19 protein-coding genes and 3 pseudogenes are annotated in these 18,692 nt (G+C 27.9%); 18 read left to right on the top strand and 4 right to left on the bottom strand.

Translation table 11 applies throughout. The annotated features are described in order from the left end of the window. The 4 genes and pseudogenes from A500_RS20790 to A500_RS12445 all read left to right on the top strand — a co-directional run. Window positions 1–192: pseudogene (locus tag A500_RS20790) on the top strand (nucleoid occlusion protein); the annotation flags it as partial. 174 nt (window positions 193–366) lie between these two features. Further along, window positions 367–1,128 (top strand): ParA family protein, encoded by a 762-nt coding sequence (locus A500_RS12455; protein WP_016207943.1) that lies wholly within the window; start codon window positions 367–369, stop codon window positions 1,126–1,128. 16 nt (window positions 1,129–1,144) lie between these two features. Beyond that, complete coding sequence (locus A500_RS12450) at window positions 1,145–1,990, top strand: ParB/RepB/Spo0J family partition protein (RefSeq protein WP_016207942.1); 846 nt, start codon at window positions 1,145–1,147, stop codon at window positions 1,988–1,990. A gap of 105 nt (window positions 1,991–2,095) precedes the next feature. After that, window positions 2,096–2,596, top strand: coding sequence for a DUF4446 family protein (locus tag A500_RS12445; RefSeq protein WP_016207941.1), 501 nt, complete (start codon window positions 2,096–2,098; stop codon window positions 2,594–2,596). Between the two features lie 27 nt (window positions 2,597–2,623). On the opposite strand, the gene yyaC is transcribed toward A500_RS12445, so the two are convergent. Beyond that, window positions 2,624–3,232 carry a spore protease YyaC gene (gene yyaC / locus A500_RS12440; protein ID WP_016207940.1) on the bottom strand — a complete coding sequence of 203 codons (609 nt, stop codon included), beginning with the start codon at window positions 3,230–3,232 and terminating at the stop codon, window positions 2,624–2,626. A 57-nt stretch (window positions 3,233–3,289) separates the two neighbouring features. Continuing rightward, entirely contained in the window at window positions 3,290–4,444 is a 1,155-nt protein-coding gene (locus A500_RS12435; protein WP_016207939.1) for an aminotransferase class V-fold PLP-dependent enzyme, read from the bottom strand. A 306-nt stretch (window positions 4,445–4,750) separates the two neighbouring features. Between A500_RS12435 and A500_RS12430 the strand changes: the two are divergent. The 11 genes and pseudogenes from A500_RS12430 (at window position 4,751) to A500_RS12380 (ending at window position 13,496) form a co-directional block, all read left to right on the top strand. Continuing rightward, window positions 4,751–4,989 (top strand): annotated as a pseudogene (locus tag A500_RS12430) (putative Se/S carrier protein). A gap of 18 nt (window positions 4,990–5,007) precedes the next feature. Beyond that, window positions 5,008–5,910 (top strand): mechanosensitive ion channel family protein, encoded by a 903-nt coding sequence (locus tag A500_RS12425; RefSeq protein WP_016207937.1) that lies wholly within the window; start codon window positions 5,008–5,010, stop codon window positions 5,908–5,910. Between the two features lie 36 nt (window positions 5,911–5,946). Further along, the gene (locus tag A500_RS12420; protein ID WP_016207936.1) at window positions 5,947–6,132 is read left to right on the top strand and encodes a DUF951 domain-containing protein; all 186 of its coding nucleotides are present in this window, start codon (window positions 5,947–5,949) and stop codon (window positions 6,130–6,132) included. A 107-nt stretch (window positions 6,133–6,239) separates the two neighbouring features. Continuing rightward, window positions 6,240–6,527, top strand: coding sequence for a 30S ribosomal protein S6 (gene rpsF / locus A500_RS12415; RefSeq protein WP_016207935.1), 288 nt, complete (start codon window positions 6,240–6,242; stop codon window positions 6,525–6,527). A gap of 14 nt (window positions 6,528–6,541) precedes the next feature. Continuing rightward, on the top strand, window positions 6,542–7,003 hold the full coding sequence (locus A500_RS12410) for a single-stranded DNA-binding protein (protein ID WP_016207934.1): 462 nt from the start codon (window positions 6,542–6,544) through the stop codon (window positions 7,001–7,003). 27 nt (window positions 7,004–7,030) lie between these two features. Beyond that, the gene (gene rpsR, locus A500_RS12405; RefSeq protein ID WP_008676141.1) at window positions 7,031–7,273 is read left to right on the top strand and encodes a 30S ribosomal protein S18; all 243 of its coding nucleotides are present in this window, start codon (window positions 7,031–7,033) and stop codon (window positions 7,271–7,273) included. A 151-nt stretch (window positions 7,274–7,424) separates the two neighbouring features. After that, window positions 7,425–7,742, top strand: a complete 318-nt coding sequence (locus A500_RS12400; protein ID WP_016207933.1) for a MazG-like family protein — start codon at window positions 7,425–7,427, stop codon at window positions 7,740–7,742. A 165-nt stretch (window positions 7,743–7,907) separates the two neighbouring features. Then, on the top strand, window positions 7,908–9,713 hold the full coding sequence (locus A500_RS12395) for a DHH family phosphoesterase (protein WP_016207932.1): 1,806 nt from the start codon (window positions 7,908–7,910) through the stop codon (window positions 9,711–9,713). A 1-nt stretch (window position 9,714) separates the two neighbouring features. After that, window positions 9,715–10,158, top strand: coding sequence for a 50S ribosomal protein L9 (gene rplI, locus A500_RS12390; protein ID WP_016207931.1), 444 nt, complete (start codon window positions 9,715–9,717; stop codon window positions 10,156–10,158). 12 nt (window positions 10,159–10,170) lie between these two features. Beyond that, the gene (gene lonC / locus A500_RS12385) at window positions 10,171–12,057 is read left to right on the top strand and encodes a Lon family ATP-dependent protease (RefSeq protein WP_016207930.1); all 1,887 of its coding nucleotides are present in this window, start codon (window positions 10,171–10,173) and stop codon (window positions 12,055–12,057) included. A gap of 102 nt (window positions 12,058–12,159) precedes the next feature. Next, window positions 12,160–13,496: pseudogene (locus A500_RS12380) on the top strand (replicative DNA helicase). A gap of 92 nt (window positions 13,497–13,588) precedes the next feature. On the opposite strand, the gene A500_RS12375 reads toward A500_RS12380, so the two are convergent. Further along, window positions 13,589–13,888, bottom strand: coding sequence for a hypothetical protein (locus tag A500_RS12375; RefSeq protein ID WP_016207928.1), 300 nt, complete (start codon window positions 13,886–13,888; stop codon window positions 13,589–13,591). Between the two features lie 130 nt (window positions 13,889–14,018). Here A500_RS12375 and proC point away from each other — a divergent pair, with 130 nt between their 5' ends. After that, complete coding sequence (gene proC, locus A500_RS12370) at window positions 14,019–14,819, top strand: pyrroline-5-carboxylate reductase (protein WP_016207927.1); 801 nt, start codon at window positions 14,019–14,021, stop codon at window positions 14,817–14,819. Between the two features lie 44 nt (window positions 14,820–14,863). On the opposite strand, the gene A500_RS12365 is transcribed toward proC, so the two are convergent. Continuing rightward, complete coding sequence (locus A500_RS12365) at window positions 14,864–16,036, bottom strand: NAD(P)-dependent malic enzyme (protein ID WP_040436832.1); 1,173 nt, start codon at window positions 16,034–16,036, stop codon at window positions 14,864–14,866. A gap of 216 nt (window positions 16,037–16,252) precedes the next feature. Between A500_RS12365 and A500_RS12360 the strand changes: the two genes are divergently transcribed. Next, the gene (locus A500_RS12360) at window positions 16,253–17,542 is read left to right on the top strand and encodes an adenylosuccinate synthase (protein ID WP_016207925.1); all 1,290 of its coding nucleotides are present in this window, start codon (window positions 16,253–16,255) and stop codon (window positions 17,540–17,542) included. A gap of 143 nt (window positions 17,543–17,685) precedes the next feature. Further along, complete coding sequence (locus tag A500_RS12355; RefSeq protein ID WP_016207924.1) at window positions 17,686–18,528, top strand: hypothetical protein; 843 nt, start codon at window positions 17,686–17,688, stop codon at window positions 18,526–18,528. Window positions 18,529–18,692 lie beyond the last annotated feature (164 nt).

Genomic DNA, 18,692 nt, shown 5'->3' with positions numbered 1-18,692 from the left:
AAAGAGTTACTAAAATTAGCTGGAGAAGAATTAAATAATAATAAAAATAAAAAGATAAAAAGTGTTTTTCCAGCAAAATTATATGTTAATACTATAAAGCAAGTATTTGATAAGTTTAATATACCAGCAGAGTATAAATTTAAAGATGAAGATGAATTTATACAAATTACAGTGTCTATACCCAAAAAATAAATTTTTAAATAAGTATATTCTTTAAATTAGTAAGAATATACTTATTTTTTTGCTAAATTTAAATTAAGTTATTATTTTAATCAATTTTTATTATGTTAATCTTTTAATATTATCTAAAACTATATATAATATTAATATGAGAAGGGGGGTGAAGCTCTAAAATAGAGCTTTTATATGAAGAAAGTTTGTATATTCAATCAAAAGGGTGGAGTAGGGAAAACTACTACAAATATAAATTTATGTGCATACCTAGCTATGGAAGGTTATAAAGTATTAACAATAGATATAGATCCCCAAGGCAATACAACAAGCGGATTAGGTCTAGATAAAAGAAATCTAGAATTTTCAATGTATGATGTATTAACTTCTGAAACTTCGCTAAGAGAAGTAATTTTAAAAAGTGAGTTAGTACAAAACTTATATATAGCTCCATCCACAATGGAACTAGCAGGTGCTGAAGTAGAAATGATAAGTAAGGAAAATAGAGAAACTATTTTAACAAATAAGATCAAGGAAGTTGAAAATGATTATGATTTTATTTTTATAGATTGTCCACCATCTCTTGGAGTATTAACTATAAATGCTTTAACGTCAGTGGAATCAGTCTTAATACCAATTCAGTGTGAATTTTATGCACTTGAGGGAGTAGGGCAGCTTATAAATACAATTCAATTAGTTAAAAAGTCACTAAATAAGGAACTTGAAATAGAAGGCGTTGTAATGACAATGTACGATTATAGAACTAACTTAAGTAATGAAGTTTTTGAAGAAGTAAAAAACTTTTTTAATGATAAGGTTTATAAAACTACAATATCAAGAAATATAAGATTAGCTGAAGCACCGAGTTTTGGATTACCTATAATGTTGTATGATGAAAAATGTAAGGGTGCAGAATCTTACAAAGCTTTAACAAAAGAATTCTTAAATAGGCAATAATAAGTAGGTGATTAATATGAATAAAAAATCAGCATTAGGAAAAGGACTAGGCGCTTTAATTCCTAATGATAATTCAAGCAAAGATGAAAATAAGACTTCAATTATATCGTTAAATTTAATTAAAAGTAATGATGAACAACCAAGAAAATCTTTTGATAATGAAAAAATAGCTGAATTAGCACAATCTATAAAAGAACATGGAATAATTCAACCTATTATATTAAATAAAAAAGGAGATTATTATATTATAGTTGCTGGAGAGAGAAGATGGAGAGCAGCTAAGTTTTTAGGCTTGAAAGAGGTCCCTGCTATAGTTATGGAGTTAACAGAAAAAGATATATTGGAAGTATCTTTAATAGAAAATATTCAAAGACAAGATTTGAATCCTATAGAAGAAGCTATGGCATATAAAAAACTATTAAGTGAGTTTAATTTAACACAAGAAGAATTAAGCAAAAGAGTAGGAAAATCAAGAGTTGCAATTAGTAATGTAATAAGATTGACCAATCTTTCTGAAACAGTAAAACAATATTTAATTGATGAAGTTATAACAGAGGGGCATGGAAGAGCTCTTCTAGCTATAGAGGATCCAGAAATTCAATGTGAAATAGCGCAGAAAGTAATAGATGAAAAATTATCTGTTAGAGAATTAGAAAAATTAATAAAATATTTAAATATAGAAAAAAAACAAAAAGATAAAGTAAGAGAGATAAATCCATATTATAAAGATGTAACTGAAAAACTACAAAATTATTTTGGAACTAAAGTAAATATAAGTAATAAAAATAACAAAGGAAAAATAGAAATAGAATATTATTCTAATGAGGATTTACAAAGAATATTAGAGATAATGGATTTATAAATGTTTCACGTGAAACATTTATAAAAGATTATTAGGTAATGTTTCACGTGAAACATTATAATTATTCAAAAAATCCAGTTATAAATTCTAGAGAGGAGTATTAATTTGGAAAGCATATTAAATACAATAAATGAAAATTCATCATTTATTACTATTGGTTTAGTAGTTATAATATTATTACTTTTCATAATAGTAATTTCATTAATAAGATCAGTGAATAAAATGGAAAAAAAGTATAGGAAAATGATGAGAGGCGTAAATAATAAAAATTTAGAAGAACTTATAAATTTAAAATTAGAAGAAATTGATAAAGCTGTAGAAAATTCAAATGAAGCTCTTAATAAATGTGAAGTTATAAAAGAAGAAATGAAGGGCTGTGTAAATAAAATAGCTATAATGAGATATAAAGCTTTTCCAGACGTAGGTAGTGATTTAAGTTTTTCAATAGCTATACTAGATTCATATAATGATGGAGTTTTAATTACAGGGATTTATTCAAGGCAAGATAGCACTACATATGCTAAGCCGGTGGATAAAGGAATATCAAGATATGAATTATCAGAAGAAGAATCTTATGTTTTAAATGAGGCAATAAATAAAAGATAAATAAAAAATAAGAGTTATAGGGATTAGCTATAAACTCTTATTTTTTTGCAAATAATTTATTTTAGAAGGTTTATTAATATATTCCATTTCTCTTGAAACTTTCAATATAAAATGATTTATTCCTTTAGATATGCAATCAGCTAAAGTTATAACTGTATATAATCTAGTATTTTGTAAAACTATGAACTCAAAACTTCCTCCAATATTAACAATTCCAGTTATACTTAAATCACCAATGGGAGGTAGATTTTTATTTACAGCTAAACCAGGATAAAGGGGTTTTTTATCTATAAATACCTTGCCTATATTATTTATTTTTCCAAGACATGAGTCTATAGCAACTATATATGGATTATTAAAGTTACAATTAATTTTATTAATTATATTAGTTATATTTTTAGAGTGAACAGGATTTTCTAAAGAACCATAAATATGAATCTTATTTTGAGAAATGTTCTTTAATTTATATCCTACTAATGGTCCTAAGGAATCACCAGTACACCTATCAGTACCGATGCAGATAAAAATTATGTCTCTATTTGAAAAAACTATATCTTTTAAGTTATTGTATAAGTAATCCTTAATTTCTACATAAGAATTAGGTAATAGTGAGTCTACCTTAATTATATCATTCATAAAAACACCTCTCTTATTGAAATTATTGACAATAAGAGAGGTATCTATTCATCATTACTATTTAAATTTAGAAATTTTATTAATAGCATTTATAGTATAGTCCATATCTTCTTTTGTATTAAAATAACTAAGACTTAGCCTAACAGTACCAGAGGGGAAACTGCCTATGGTTTTGTGTGCGAGAGGGGCACAATGTAATCCAGATCTATTTTTTATTCCAAAGTCGCTATCCAAGGTAAATGATAGTTCAGCAGTATCCATATCTTTTATATTAAATGAAATACAAGAAGTATAGTTATTATTATATTTATCATCATAAAGAATTACACCATTAATATTTTTGATTTTTTCGATGAAATAATTTCTTAAAAAATTATTTTTACTATATATAGTATTAATACCTTCACTTCGTATAAATTTTATACCTTCCATAAGACCTACTATACCAGGCATATTAAGCGTACCAGATTCAAACTTATCGGGTAAAAAATCAGGTTGAGTTAGTGAGTGTGAAAGGCTGCCTGTTCCACCCAAAATATAAGGATTACAAGATTTGTTTAAGTTATCATCAATTATAAAACCACCAATACCTTGAGGTCCAAATAAACTCTTATGACCAGTAAAAGCTAATGCACTTAAATTAATTCTTGTAAAATCAATATCTAATACACCTGCACTTTGAGCAGTATCTAGCACAAAGAATATATTATTATTTTTACATATATCACCAATTTCTTTTATAGGTTGAATACTACCGATTACATTAGAAGCATGATTAATTACGATCATCTTTGTGTTAGATTTTATTGTATTTTTTAAGTCTTCAGTAGATATAAATCCAAATTTATTTGCATAAACTATATCTAATTCTATTAAACCTTGATTTTTTAGGTTAAATAAAGGTCTTAATACAGAGTTATGCTCCATAGAAGATGTTATAACATGATCACCTAAAGAAAGAGAACTATTTATTAAAATATTAAGAGAAGTAGTAATATTGCTTGTAAAAATTACATTTTCTATTGATTTATAATTAAAAAATTGAGCTATAGCCTCTCTTGATTCAACTAGTATCCTATTTGTTTGCAAGGCATTATCATGATTAGAGCGACCAGGATTTCCTCCAACATTCGTTAAAAAGTTATATATTGCCTTTGGAACGCTTTCTGGTTTAGGAAAAGTTGTACTTGCGTTATCTAAATAAATACTCATAGGTTACTCCTTTTAGTTTAAATATATAATACTTATATTGAAATTATAAAATATTTTCATATTATTTACAAAGTAATAAATAGATTTGTAAATTTATTACTTTGTACTTTTATTAATTATTACACTATATTAATTATTAAGTAAAACATATATATAAATTGATATATTCTTTCAAAAACATAAAGTTTCAATTGCTATATAAGTATTTAAATTTCTTTAAATACTTATATAGCAATAATATAGATTCTTAATTAAAACATATATATAATATAATTAAAGTAAATTATTAACCTATGGAGGGATTTTATGAATTATTATATTATAGTTTTTAAAAATACACTTGATGCAATGACAGCAGAAAAGATTTTAAAGCAAGAAGGCATGATTTTTAAAATGATGCCTACGCCTACTGCAATAACTCAAAGTTGTGGAATTTGCATCAGAATAGAAGAAAAAAATACATAGATTATATTATATTAAAAAATATAATAAAATATAAAGACATATATATAAAGGAAAAAGATGGCTTTAAAGAAGTTATTTAATATTTTTAGAGGTGATTTATGCATAATTTAGTTGCTAATATACTAAGTCCTAAAATAGGTGATAATGGTAAGATTATATTGAATGTAGATTGGGAAAAGGCTTGGGAGAGTACTATAAGTATTGCAGAGCTAATATTAAATAGAACAATAAGTATAATATTTTTAATTATAGTAATGTACTTAGCAATAAAAATAGGAAATAAAATAATTGATAAATTTGTAAAAAATCAAATAAAAAGTAAACTTAGTTTTTCAATGAATAGTCAAAAAGCTATTACAGTAGGAGCTATTCTTAAAAGCTCATTAAAATATATAGTATATTTTTCAGCAGGAGCAATAGTAATAGGAAAGACCTTTAAGGTTTCAGCGGCTGTTTTAAGTGCTGTAGGATTTGTTATTGGTATAGGAGCACAAAGTCTGGTGAAGGATATAATTAATGGTTTTTTTATACTATTTGAAGATCAATATGGAGTTGGAGATTATGTAACGATAGGTGCTTACAGTGGTGTTGTTGAAAATATAGGGATTAGGTCAACAGTACTAAAAGATTTTAGTGGAGATATTCATGTATTACCAAATGGAGCTGTTTTAGAGGTTACTAATCATTCAAGAGGAAATATGAGATTTATGGTAGATATAGAAATTGCATACGAAGAAGATGTAGATAATACAATTAAGTTAATTGAAAATACGTGTGAAAAGTTTAAAGAAAATAATAAAGAGGAAATTACTGAAGATATTGAAGTTTTAGGTGTGATATCTTTAAATGCATCAAGTGTTACAATAAGAGTAGTTGGAAAGTCTAGGCCGTTATCTCAATGGAAGATGGAAAGAGAACTAAGAAAAGAAATAAAAAAAGCTTTAGATTCAGCAGGAGTAGAAATACCATATCCAAAGACTCAAATAGTAAGTGGAAGATAGTAAATTAAATTGAATTAAAAGGTTGGAGGTTTAATAATGATAGAGACTTTTGATTTAGGTGATATAGTAGAAATGAAGAAGCAGCACCCATGTGGAAGTAAACAATTTGAAGTTATAAGGCTTGGAGCAGATATTAAAATAAAATGTACTGGATGTGGAAGAATAATAATGTTACCAAGAAGCAAATTTCAAAAGGATGCTAAAAAGGTAGTAAATTTATAGTAATTTTAATTTAAACTTGCAAAAAAAAATGAATAATGATACAATATTAAATTGTAATCCCTGCTGTGTAAAGCACAGCCAATGTCCGAGGGGAGGAGGTGAAAATGATGAGAAAGTACGAAACTATATTCATACTACACCCATCATTAGACGAAGAAGCTTGTAAAGCTGCTATCGAAAAATTTAAGGGTGTAATAGAAAACGGTGGAGGAACTATAGAAAATGTTGACGTTTGGGGTAGAAGAAAGCTTGCTTATGAAATCGCAAAAGTTAACGAAGGTTTCTATACATTAATCAACTTTAATGCTGATTCAGAACTACCTAAAGAATTAGACAGAATATTCAGAATTACTGATGGTGTTTTAAGACACATAATAGTTAAACAAGAAGCGTAAGAGGTGATATTGTCATGAATAAGGTTATACTTATTGGAAGACTAACAAAAGATCCAGAGCTTAATTTTGCTGCTGGTAGTGGTACTGCTGTAACAAGATTTTCTTTAGCAGTAACAAGACCTTTCAAAAAGGACGAAACTGATTTTATCAATTGTATAGCTTTTGGTAAAACTGGTGAAACAATAGCACAATATCTTACAAAGGGCAGACAACTAGCAGTTACAGGTAGCATTAGAACAGGAAGTTATGATGCTAAAGATGGAACTAAAAGATATACAACTGATGTAGTTGTAGATTCATTTGAGTTTATTGGATCAGGTAACAATGGTGGTGCTGGAAGAGATCAAAATTCATATAACAATGGATATGGCTCTTCAAATACAGGTTCTGATTATTCAAATTCATCAAGTAATTTTGGTGGAATGAATTTTGAGGAAGACATGACTCCGGTAGATGATGGAGATATGCCTTTCTAATAGTCTAATAAAAAGGAGGGAATTAGCATGAAAGACATGAAGAGATCTGGAAAAATGAGAAGATCTAAGAGAAAAGTATGTGCTTTTTGTGTAGAAAAGGCTGAAGCAATAGATTATAAAGATATTACTAAGCTAAGAAAGTTCGTAACAGAAAGAGGTAAGATATTACCAAGAAGAATTTCTGGAACTTGCGCTAAGCACCAAAGAGAATTAACAACTGCTATAAAGAGATCAAGAAATATAGCATTATTACCATTCACAACTGAGTAATATAGAAAAGCCCCTGACGTATCAGGGGTTTTTTATTATACAAAGCAAAACAACTACTTACAAAATTTGTAAAATAAATGATAATTTGTTGCAATAAAATAAAATTATAATTAAAATATATATACAGGGTATTAGTATAGGGGTGAGTAGGGTGAAGAGAGATGAGTTAAATATAATGGCTAATATAAAAATGATAGAAAAATTAAAAGCAAATTTATTATGTATAATAGGTGAGTTCTATCATTTGCTTACTAAAGGGAGCAACGTAGCTCAAAACGCAATTTTAAATTGTATATCAGGTGCAATACTTGTATTATATGTATTAGCGCAAAAATTAGGATATTCATGTCAAGATGTAGATGATGATATGAAAAAGAAATTACAAGTTGGTATAGCTGAAGGACATGAATATGAAAAGGATGGAAGAAGTTTAAGTAAGCTTCAAATACATTTAAAGGAGCACCATTAATTTTATGATATGGAAAGATTTAATTAGAAAAAGGCTTAAGGATTTTATGCCTATAATTACACCACTTATATTTGTAGGAGCTTGTTTAGGATTTTACTATATAAAAAGTACCTTTTAGGGACAATATTACTTATAATATTTATCATATTTAATGTAAGTGAATATATGGTTAGAGAAAAAAGTGAAGATTCTATTGAAAAAATTAAGGAAAGTATTGATAATGAAATAAATAAAAATATTTTAAATTTAATATTTCCAGTAGCATTAATAAAAGAATCAGGTGAAATTTTTTGGTGCAATAGAGAATTTCAAAAATTTATATCAAATGAAAATCCTATAGGATTAAATGTAGTTAGTATAGCAAGAGGATTAAATTTATCCAGATTACTGACATGTGATAAAGATTTACATCAAAAAATAAAAATATTAGATTCTCTATATAAAGTATATGCTAGTAAAGTAGAAAAGTATGATTTAAATGAAGAAATATATATAGTTTATTTTAATGACATAAGTAATTTAAAAAATATAGAAAATACTAAAGAAAGTATAATGCTTATAGAAGTAGATAATTTAGCAGAAGCTTTAGAAACTACCATAGATAGTGATAGGCCTATGCTTGTGGCGGAAGTAGAAAAAACAATAAACTTATATGCTCAAAGACTTAAAGCTATGATAACAAAATATGACTCTAATAAATATGTTCTTTCAGTACAAGATAGATATATAGATGAAGAAATAAATAATAAATTTTCTATATTAGAGGAGATATCTAAAATTGATAGAGGAAATAAATTTGAAGTAACCTTAAGTATTGGAATTGGAAGAGGTGGAACCTGTCCTCTTGAAAATAATGCTTTTGCAGTTACAGCAAAAGAGTTAGCATTAGGAAGAGGCGGAGACCAAGTTGTTGTAAAAAGCAACGAAAAAATAAAGATGTTTGGTGGTAATACAAGGGAAATAGAAAAAAGAACAAGAGTAAGAGCAAGAGTTATATCTCATTCATTAAAAGAGTTAATATATGAAAGTAGTAATGTTTTTATTCTAGGTCACAAAAACCCCGACATGGATTGTTTTGGTTCATCTGTGGGGATATCATCAGTAGTAAAACAATTAGGTAAGCCATGTAATATTATATTAGGTAATGAAACTACTGCAATTGATTATTTCCTATCGAAGTTAAAAAAAGATCCTAGATATGATAATTTATTTATATCTGTAGAAGAAGCATATGAACAAATAAATGAAAAGACACTACTTATAATAGTAGATGTTCATAATAAGGGTTATGTATTAGATTTAAATATAGTAGAAAAGTCTCAGAGAAAAATAATAATAGACCATCATAGAAGAAGTCCAGATATGGTAGAAGGTGCAATATTAAATTACATAGAAGTTTATGCATCATCCACATCTGAAATGGTTACAGAAGTCATTCAGTATATGGTTCAAAAGCCTAATTTATCAAGATTAGAATCAGAAGGATTATTAGCTGGAATATTCATGGATACAAAAGGATTCTCCTTTAAGGCAGGTGTTAGAACCTTTGATGCAGCTTCATTTTTAAGAGGTCTTGGAGCTGATACAATTGAAGTTAAAAAAATGTTTATGGATGATCTTGAAGATTATTTAATAATAGCAGATACTATAAAATCAGCAGAAGTAAAGAAGGGTATAGCTATTGCAGTTGCACCTAAAAGAATAAAAAAGAGTTTTATGGCAGCTAAAGCAGCTGATGAATTGTTAAATATATCAGGAATAAATGTTTGCTTTGTATTAGCCGAAATTAATAATAATGTAATTATTAGTGGTAGATCAATTGGAGAGGTTAATGTTCAAGTTATACTAGAAGCTATAGGTGGTGGAGGCCATATGAATATGGCAGGAGCTCAATTAAATAATATATCAATAGAGAGTGCTATGAAAATATTAAAACAATCAATAGAAAAAAATTTAAAGGTGGGTGAATAACATGAAAGTAATTTTATTACAAGATGTTAAAAAGTTAGGAAAAAAGGGAGACGTCGTTGATATATCAGATGGATATGCAAGAAACTTTTTATTTCCAAGGAAATTAGCTGAGGAAGCAAATAATAATAATATTCATATATTAAATACTAAAAAAGAAAATGAAAGAAAGAAAAAATTAGCTGAAATTGAAGCAGCTCAAAAATTAGCAGCTGAATTAAAAGGAAAAGAAATAAAGATTGAAGCTAAAAGTGGTGAGAGTGGAAGATTATTTGGTGCAATAACAAGTAAAGATGTAGCCGAATTAATAAACAAAAATTTTAATTTATCAATAGATAAGAAAAAAATAGTTATGGATACAATAAAGGTTGCTGGATCTTATGATGTAGAATTAAAACTATATCCAGAAGTATCAACAAAGATTAAAGTTATTGTACAGCAATCATAAGGAGGACTAAGTTTGAAGACTTATGACGAAACAAATATAGAAAGTATATTAGATAGTGAACTATCTTTAGATGCACAAGTAAATGTTATAAATCAAATATTAAATAATGTATTAGACGAAGGAGCTGTAAGAGCAAGAATAGTAAGATTTAAGCTTCAAAAATACGCAAATTCCACTAATATATGTGAAAGAGTATATGCAGTAAATGTGATTGCTTCAGATGGGAAAGGTGTAAAAACTGTACCTAATGAAGAGGAATTAAGAGGTGTATTAGAAGATACAATTTATTATATATCAGAAAATATAGCTAGAAAGTATGTTCAAAATAAAGTGGAAACACAAGTTGAGAAGGCACTTCAAGAAAGACAAGATAAATTTATGGATGATATTAAGTTATCTATAATAAAAAAGCAAAAAGGGCCTGAAAGTGCTAAAACTACTAAAAAGCTAGAAAGATTGGAAAGTTTAGATTCAAAAAAGATTAATAAGAACGTGATGAGTCTTTTAAGGCCTGAAACATTTGAGGAGATAGTTGGTCAGGAGAGAGCAATAAAATCTTTAATATCAAAAATGTCCTCACCATACCCTCAACATATAATTTTATATGGACCACCAGGGGTAGGAAAAACTTCAGCAGCTAGATTAGCATTAGAAGAAGCAAAGAAGTTACAGTTTACTCCTTTTGATGGGGATTCTAAATTTGTTGAAGTTGATGGAACAACATTAAGATGGGACCCAAGAGAAATAACAAATCCTCTTCTAGGTTCTGTTCATGATCCTATATATCAAGGTAGCAAGAAGGATTTAGCCGAAATAGGTGTACCAGAGCCTAAAACAGGTTTAGTAACAGAGGCTCATGGTGGAGTGTTGTTTATAGATGAAATTGGTGAATTAGATGAAATTCTTCAAAATAAATTATTAAAGGTATTAGAAGATAAAAGAGTAGAATATTCATCTTCATATTATGATCCTGATGATGAAAATACTCCCGAATATATAAAGTACCTTTTTGAAAAAGGAGCACCAGCAGATTTTGTTTTAATTGGAGCAACCACAAGGGAACCAGGTAAGATTAATCCAGCTTTAAGATCAAGATGTACTGAAGTTTACTTTGAACCATTATCATCTAGTGATATTAAAGGTATAATTGAAAATGCTGCTAAAAAGTTAAATGTTATATTAGAAGATGGTATTCCAGAATTTATAAGCCAATATACTATAGAAGGTAGAAAGGCTGTTAATATACTAGCGGATGCATATGGATATTCATTATATACATCAAAAAAAGAAAATGATAATATAATTAAGCTTAAGGATGTAGAAGAAGTTATTTCTATAGGAAGATATGTGCCTTATGAAATAATAGAAGATATGGATAAATATGAAGTTGGGCATATTTATGGATTAGGTGTAAGTGGCTTTATAGGATCAACATTGGAAATAGAAGCAGTTGCTTTTGAATCAAAGAAACCAGGAATGGGAACTATAAAATTTAATGATACTGCAGGATCAATGGCAAAAGACTCTGTATTTAATGCTGCATCAGTAATTAGGCGAATAACTGATAAGGATATAAAGGATTATGATATACATGTAAATGTTGTTGGCGGTGGAAGAATAGATGGTCCATCAGCAGGAGCAGCAATTACTATCGCAATAATAAGTGCATTATTAGAAAAACCTATAAGACAAGATGTAGCAATAACAGGAGAAATATCGCTAAGAGGAAATATAAAACCAGTAGGTGGAATATTTGAAAAGATATATGGAGCAAGAAGAAAGGGAATAAAGCTAGCAGTTATTCCTAAAGCAAATGAAAAGGAAATTCCATTAGATTTAAGTGATATAGAAGTAAAAGCAATAGATAATATAGAAGAGCTAATGAAGATAGTATTTTAAAAAATAAAATTAAGCTTCCTTTTGGAAGCTTAATTTTATTTTTAATAATACAAAACTTTGATATAATAATGTATAATATTAAAAGGAGGAAGGAGGTTACATATGGAGGCACCAATGATGAGGAGTTTACCTCAAAGTTTAGAAGCAGAACAATCTGTAATTGGTTCTATGATAATAGATAAAAGTGCTATTGCTAAGTCTTTAGAAAAATTAAATGAAGAAGATTTTTATAGAGATGGGCATAAGGTTATATTTAAGGCCATTAGAGAAATGTTTTCACAGGATATGGCTGTTGACCTTGTAACCTTATTAGAATATTTAAAATCTACAGATATGTTAGATAAGGCTGGTGGAGTAACATATATATCAGAAATAAGTTCATCTGTAATCACTACAGCTAATCTAGAGGCGTACATAAAAATAGTAGAGGATAAATCTTTATTAAGAAAATTAATAAAATCATCTACGTCTATTATAGAAGAAAGTTATAATAAACAGAATAAAGTGGATGATGTGTTAGATTTTGCACAAAAAAAGATTTTTGATTTGGCAGAAAAACAAGGATCAAATGATTATGAAGCTTTATCAAATGTTCTAGAAAGAGGATTCTTAGAAATTGAAAGGCTATTTAATAATAAAGGCTCAATAACAGGTGTTGGTTCAGGTATAAGAGATTTAGATGCAAAGACATCAGGATTTCAAAAGGGTGATATGGTACTTATTGCAGCAAGACCATCTATGGGGAAAACTACATTTTCATTAAATATAGCTGAAAATGCAGCTTTAAGGGAAGGAAAAAGTGTAGTTATATTTTCTCTGGAAATGTCAAAGGAACAGTTGGCGTATAAATTATTGTGTTCAGAAGCAAATGTAGATATGCTAAAGCTTAGAACTGGTAATTTAGATGACGATGATTGGGAAAGAATAGCAAGAGCAACGGGACCTTTATCAAAAGCTAAAATTTATATTGATGATACAGCTGGTTTAAGTGTAATGGAAATGAGATCTAAATGTAGAAAAATTAAAATGGAACATGGTATAGATATGATTCTTATAGACTACTTACAACTTATGAGTGGTAGTTCTGGAAGTGAAAGTAGACAACAAGAAGTCTCAGAGATATCGAGATCTATAAAAGCATTAGCAAAGGAAATGGAATGTCCTGTAATTGCTTTATCTCAATTATCACGTGCGCCAGAGCAAAGAGCTGATCATAGACCTATGCTTTCTGACTTAAGAGAATCAGGATCAATAGAACAGGATGCTGACGTTGTTATGTTCTTATATAGAGATGAATATTACAATAAGGAAACAGAAGAAAAAATATAGGAGAATGTATAATTGCCAAGCAAAGAAATGGCCCAGTTGGGACAGTAAAAATGGCATGGATAGGTGCACATAGTAAATTTGCTAATTTAGAATTAGTTTATAAAGAATAAATGGCTGTCAAAAAGACAGCCATTTAAAAATGAAGAATTAAAAATAATTTAATTTCAATTTTTAACTTTTAGGAATTTTAAAGTAAATTAAATTAAGCGCAAACTATATTTTCTGTTCTGTCTATATCTACATTTTTTAAGTAAAAGGCTCTTTTAAAATTCACTTTATTATTATATTTATTTTTTAAGGAGAGATTTAAAATAAGAAAGTTATTTACATATTTTATTAAAATTTCTTCCTTAGTTAAACCTCGAAGAGAAATATAAATATCATAAAATTTATCTTTATTTATTAATTTAATGATAGGTTTTGTATCTTCAATTAAAGGATTAAACTCTAATAAATTATCTATTTTATTTTCTATATCTGTGAGCAATAAATTATTTTTCATAACTATCCCTCCTCATAAATAGTTTGCGAATTTAAATAAAAGCTATCCTATGAGTATAGTGGGGAATTTTATAAATAATAATTAATTAAGAAAATTATTTACAATGAATTTTTATAAGAAGGTGAAGTTAATGGAAAAAAGTATAGGTTTTATAGGTTGTGGAAACATGGGAAAAGCAATGCTTAAGGGATTGCTTACTTCAACAAATATAAATAAGGAAAACATTATTATATCAACTAAAAGTGAAGAATCAAGAGTTAATATAATAAATGAATTTAAAGTAAATTGTGTACTTGATAATGTAGAGGTAGCAAAAGTAGCAGAAATATTATTCTTAGCTGTAAAACCTAATCTATATAAGCAAATTTTAAAAGAATTAGAAAGTCATATAAAAAGTGATGCCGTAATAATTTCTATAGCTGCTGGAATAACATTAGAAGATATGGAATCATGGTTAGATAAGGAGTATAAAATTATAAGAACTATGCCAAATACACCTGCATTAGTTGGAGAGGGAATGTCAGCAATATGTCCTAATTCTAATATTGAACAAAAGGATTTAGAAATTATATGCGCTTTGTTTGAAAATTTTGGTAAATATGAAATTTTAGAAGAAAAATATTTTGATGCATTTATAGCTTTATGCGGCTCATCCCCAGCATATGTATTCATGTTTATAGAGGCTATGGCAGATGCTGCTGTAAAGCTTGGTATACCTAGAAATAAAGCATATAAAATGGCAGAGCAAAGTATATTAGGTTCAGCAAAATTAGCATTAGAAACAGGAAAACATCCCGCAGAACTGAAAGATATGGTATGCTCTCCTGGTGGTACTACAATAGAAGCTGTAATTGAATTAGAAAACAGTGGATTTAGAAGTGCTATAATAAAATCTATGGAGAAATGCTCGGATAAATCTAAGAATATGTAAATATAAAGGGAAGTTTAAAAACCTCCCTTTATAAAATTAAATTGTTATATTCTAGATACACCACTCTTTATTGCAGCATTTTTAACTGCTTCAGCAACAGCTTTTTGGACTCTTAAATCAAAAGCCTTTGGTAATATAAAATCAAAATTAAGATGATTTTCATCTACTGAATTTGCAATTGCATGAGCAGCTGCAATTTTCATATCTTCATTAATATCACAAGCTCTAACATCTAAAGAGCCTCTAAATATTCCAGGAAAAGCTAATACATTATTAACTTGATTAGGAAAGTCAGACCTTCCGGTACCAATTATTTTTACTCCAGCTTCTTTTGCAACATCAGGGAAAATTTCAGGAATAGGATTAGCCATTGCAAATATTATAGAGTCTTTATTCATCGTAAGAGCCATTTCTTTTGTCACTAAATTAGGTGCAGAAACACCTATAAATACATCAGAATTTACTAATGCATCAGCCAAGTTTCCTTTTAAATTTTCTTTATTAGTAAATGATGCTAATTCATTCATTGAATTATTTTCATAATACTTATCTTTATGAATTATTCCATCTTTATCACACATTACAATATTTAATGCTCCAAATGAAATTAATAATTTACAAATAGCAGTTCCTGCGGAACCAGCACCATTTATGACTATTTTAATATTAGATATATTCTTATTAACTAACTTTAATGAATTTATAAGACCAGCTAAAACTACTATAGCAGTGCCGTGCTGATCATCATGGAAAACTGGTATATTTAATTTTTCTTTTAGCCTTTGTTCAATTTCAAAGCATCTAGGAGCAGATATATCTTCGAGATTTATTCCTCCAATAGTTGGTGATATATTTATTATAGTGTTAACTATCTCATCAACATCATTAGTATCTAAAACAATTGGAAAGGCATCTACATTAGCAAATTCTTTAAACAATATAGATTTACCTTCCATAACAGGAAGAGATGCCAATGGACCTATATTACCTAAACCAAGAACAGCAGATCCATCTGAAATTACAGCAACTGTATTCCATTTTCTTGTATATAAATAAGCATTATCAGGATCTTCATAAATTTTTTTGCAAGGTTCTGCAACTCCTGGTGTATATGCTAAACTTAAATCTTTTTCACTAGAAATTCTACATCTAGAAGTTATTTCAAATTTTCCTTTTAATTCTTCATGATATTTTAGAGCTTCTTCATAAATATTTATAATAACACTCCCTTTCATAGAATAAATACTTTAAATTTAATAAGAATATAAATAGATACAAATATATTATACGAATTATATATAAACAATGCAAAAAAATATTCGCAAAAAAGTTGAAAGTTTATTTTCACTTTGTTAATATTGTACTTGGAGATTAATATTAATTATTTTATAAATAAAGGACTTAATAAGTTCTTTAACAAGGAGGCAATATAAATGTCAGCATTTGTTGTTTTAGGAGCTCAATGGGGAGATGAAGGAAAGGGAAAGATGACTGATTATCTTGCAGAAGAGGCAGAGGTAATAGTTAGGTTTCAAGGAGGAAATAACGCAGGTCATACAGTTGAAGTTGGAGATAGACAATATAAATTAAGATTAATACCATCAGGAATATTACATGATGATAAATTAAACGTAATTGGTAATGGTGTTGTTGTTGATCCAGAGGCTTTATTTGAAGAAATAGATTATCTTGAGGAAGAAGGAGTTAATGTTACTCCTAAAAAACTTTTAATAAGTGATAGGGCACATGTTATAATGCCATATCATAAAATTTTGGATGTTTTAAAGGAAAAATCAAGAGGAAAAAATGATATAGGTACAACTGGAAGAGGTATAGGTCCATGTTATACAGATAAATTTGAAAGATGTGGTATAAGAATATGTGATCTTTTAGATGAGAGTGTATTTACAGAAAAACTAAAGCAAAACATAGGCGCTAAAAGTGATTATATAACTAAGGTTTTAGGTGGAGAAGAACTTAACTATGAAGAAATAGCTTCCAAATATTTAGCATTAGCAGAAAGACTAAGACCTTATGTGAAAGATACATCTGTTGCAGTATATAATGAAATCAAGGCTGATAAAAAAGTTCTATTTGAAGGTGCTCAAGGAATGCTTCTTGATATAGATTACGGTACATATCCATATGTAACTTCATCTAATACTACTGCTTGTGGAGTTGCTAGTGGATCAGGCATTGGACCAAATATGATTACTAATGCAATAGGTATTGCAAAGGCATATACAACAAGAGTTGGTAAAGGACCATTCCCAACAGAATTAGATAATGAGATTGGTGAATGGATAAGAGAAAAAGGTCACGAATATGGAGTTAATACTGGAAGATCTAGAAGATGTGGTTGGTTGGATGCTGTTATATTAAAAACAACAGTAAGGGTATCTGGATTAACGTCATTATGCGTAACTAAGATAGATACTTTAGCTGGATTAGAAAAATTAAAGATTTGCGTAGGATATAAGTTTAATGATACAGTTATAGATTATTTCCCAGCAAGCTTAAATGATTTAGCAAAATGTGAACCTATATATGAAGAATTTGATGGTTGGGGTGAAGAGGTAGCAAATGCTAGAAGCTACGATGAATTACCTAACAATGCTAAAAAGTATTTAGCAAGAATTGAAGAGCTTACAGGAGTAAATATATCAATAATTGGTGTAGGGCCAAGAAGAGATCAAACGATAAGAGTAACAACACAATTATAATTTATAGAAGAGTATCATGTTTATGGTACTCTTTATATATTTATATAATAAATTATTTATTCAATTTTATATATTATATCAATCATATAACAATTTATGATAGAATAAATATGTATAGTATTAAATAAAAAGGAGGCGAATTTATGGAAGAAAGAAAAAATTATTTGTCAGTTTCTGAGATATTATCAAAAGCTTTCAGAATATCAAAAGATAATATATTAGAAATATTAAAGGTTATAGGGATATTTATAGTGCCTACAGTATTAATAATAGTAGGTATAATAGTAGGAATTATATTTTCAAGTATGATAAATATGTCATACGCATATTCATATAATTATTTAGAAAACTCAATACCTTTTATAGGCTTTGGAAGTGTATTAATTTTAATTTTTACAATTATTATTGCATCAGCAGTAATAATATATGCAGATGCTATTATAGTGAAAATTCTAGATGATGCTAACAGAGGAAAAGAAGTAAGTTGGAAAACTGCTAATAAATATGTTTGGCAGAAAAAATGGAGCGTAATAGGACTTAATCTTTTAGTAGCATTAATGCTTTTTGCATTCTTTATAGCATTAACTTTACTTACTGTTTTACTGTCATTTTTAACTATTGGAATAGGATTAATTATATTAATACCTTTAATAATTGCTATATGTGTTGTTATGGCTCCAATACCTATGTTATTTAATTCAGCATTAATAGTAAAAGATTTAACTATTACGGAGGCAATAGGAGAAACTTTCTTATTGTTTAAAAGAGGTTATTTTTGGACTACAATAGGAAGGTTAGCAGCTATATCAGGGATAACAATTGGACTTGGAATAGTATTAATTATTCTTGAATTCATACCTTTACTAGGCATAATAATAGCTATTATAGGACAATTTATAATTCAAGTATATACAATATCTTATCTTAATGTATTAGTATATGACAGATCAGATATAGAGGAAATTTATATCGATCCTATAATTTAAGTTTGAAAACTCCTACGGGAGTTTTTTTTGTTAATATTTTCAAATTATGATTAATAGTTTCTTATTTTTAAGGAGATTGATGATAAATTTATTCAAATACATAATAATATAAAAAGGATAAATACTATAATGACTAGCATTTATAAAAGATAATTAAAATAAAA

The sequence above is a fragment of the Clostridium sartagoforme AAU1 genome, assembly GCF_000401215.1.
GTDB lineage: Bacteria > Bacillota > Clostridia > Clostridiales > Clostridiaceae > Clostridium > Clostridium sartagoforme.
The sequence above is the reverse complement of the archived record's forward strand: the minus strand, read 5'-3'. Positions and strand labels throughout refer to the sequence as shown.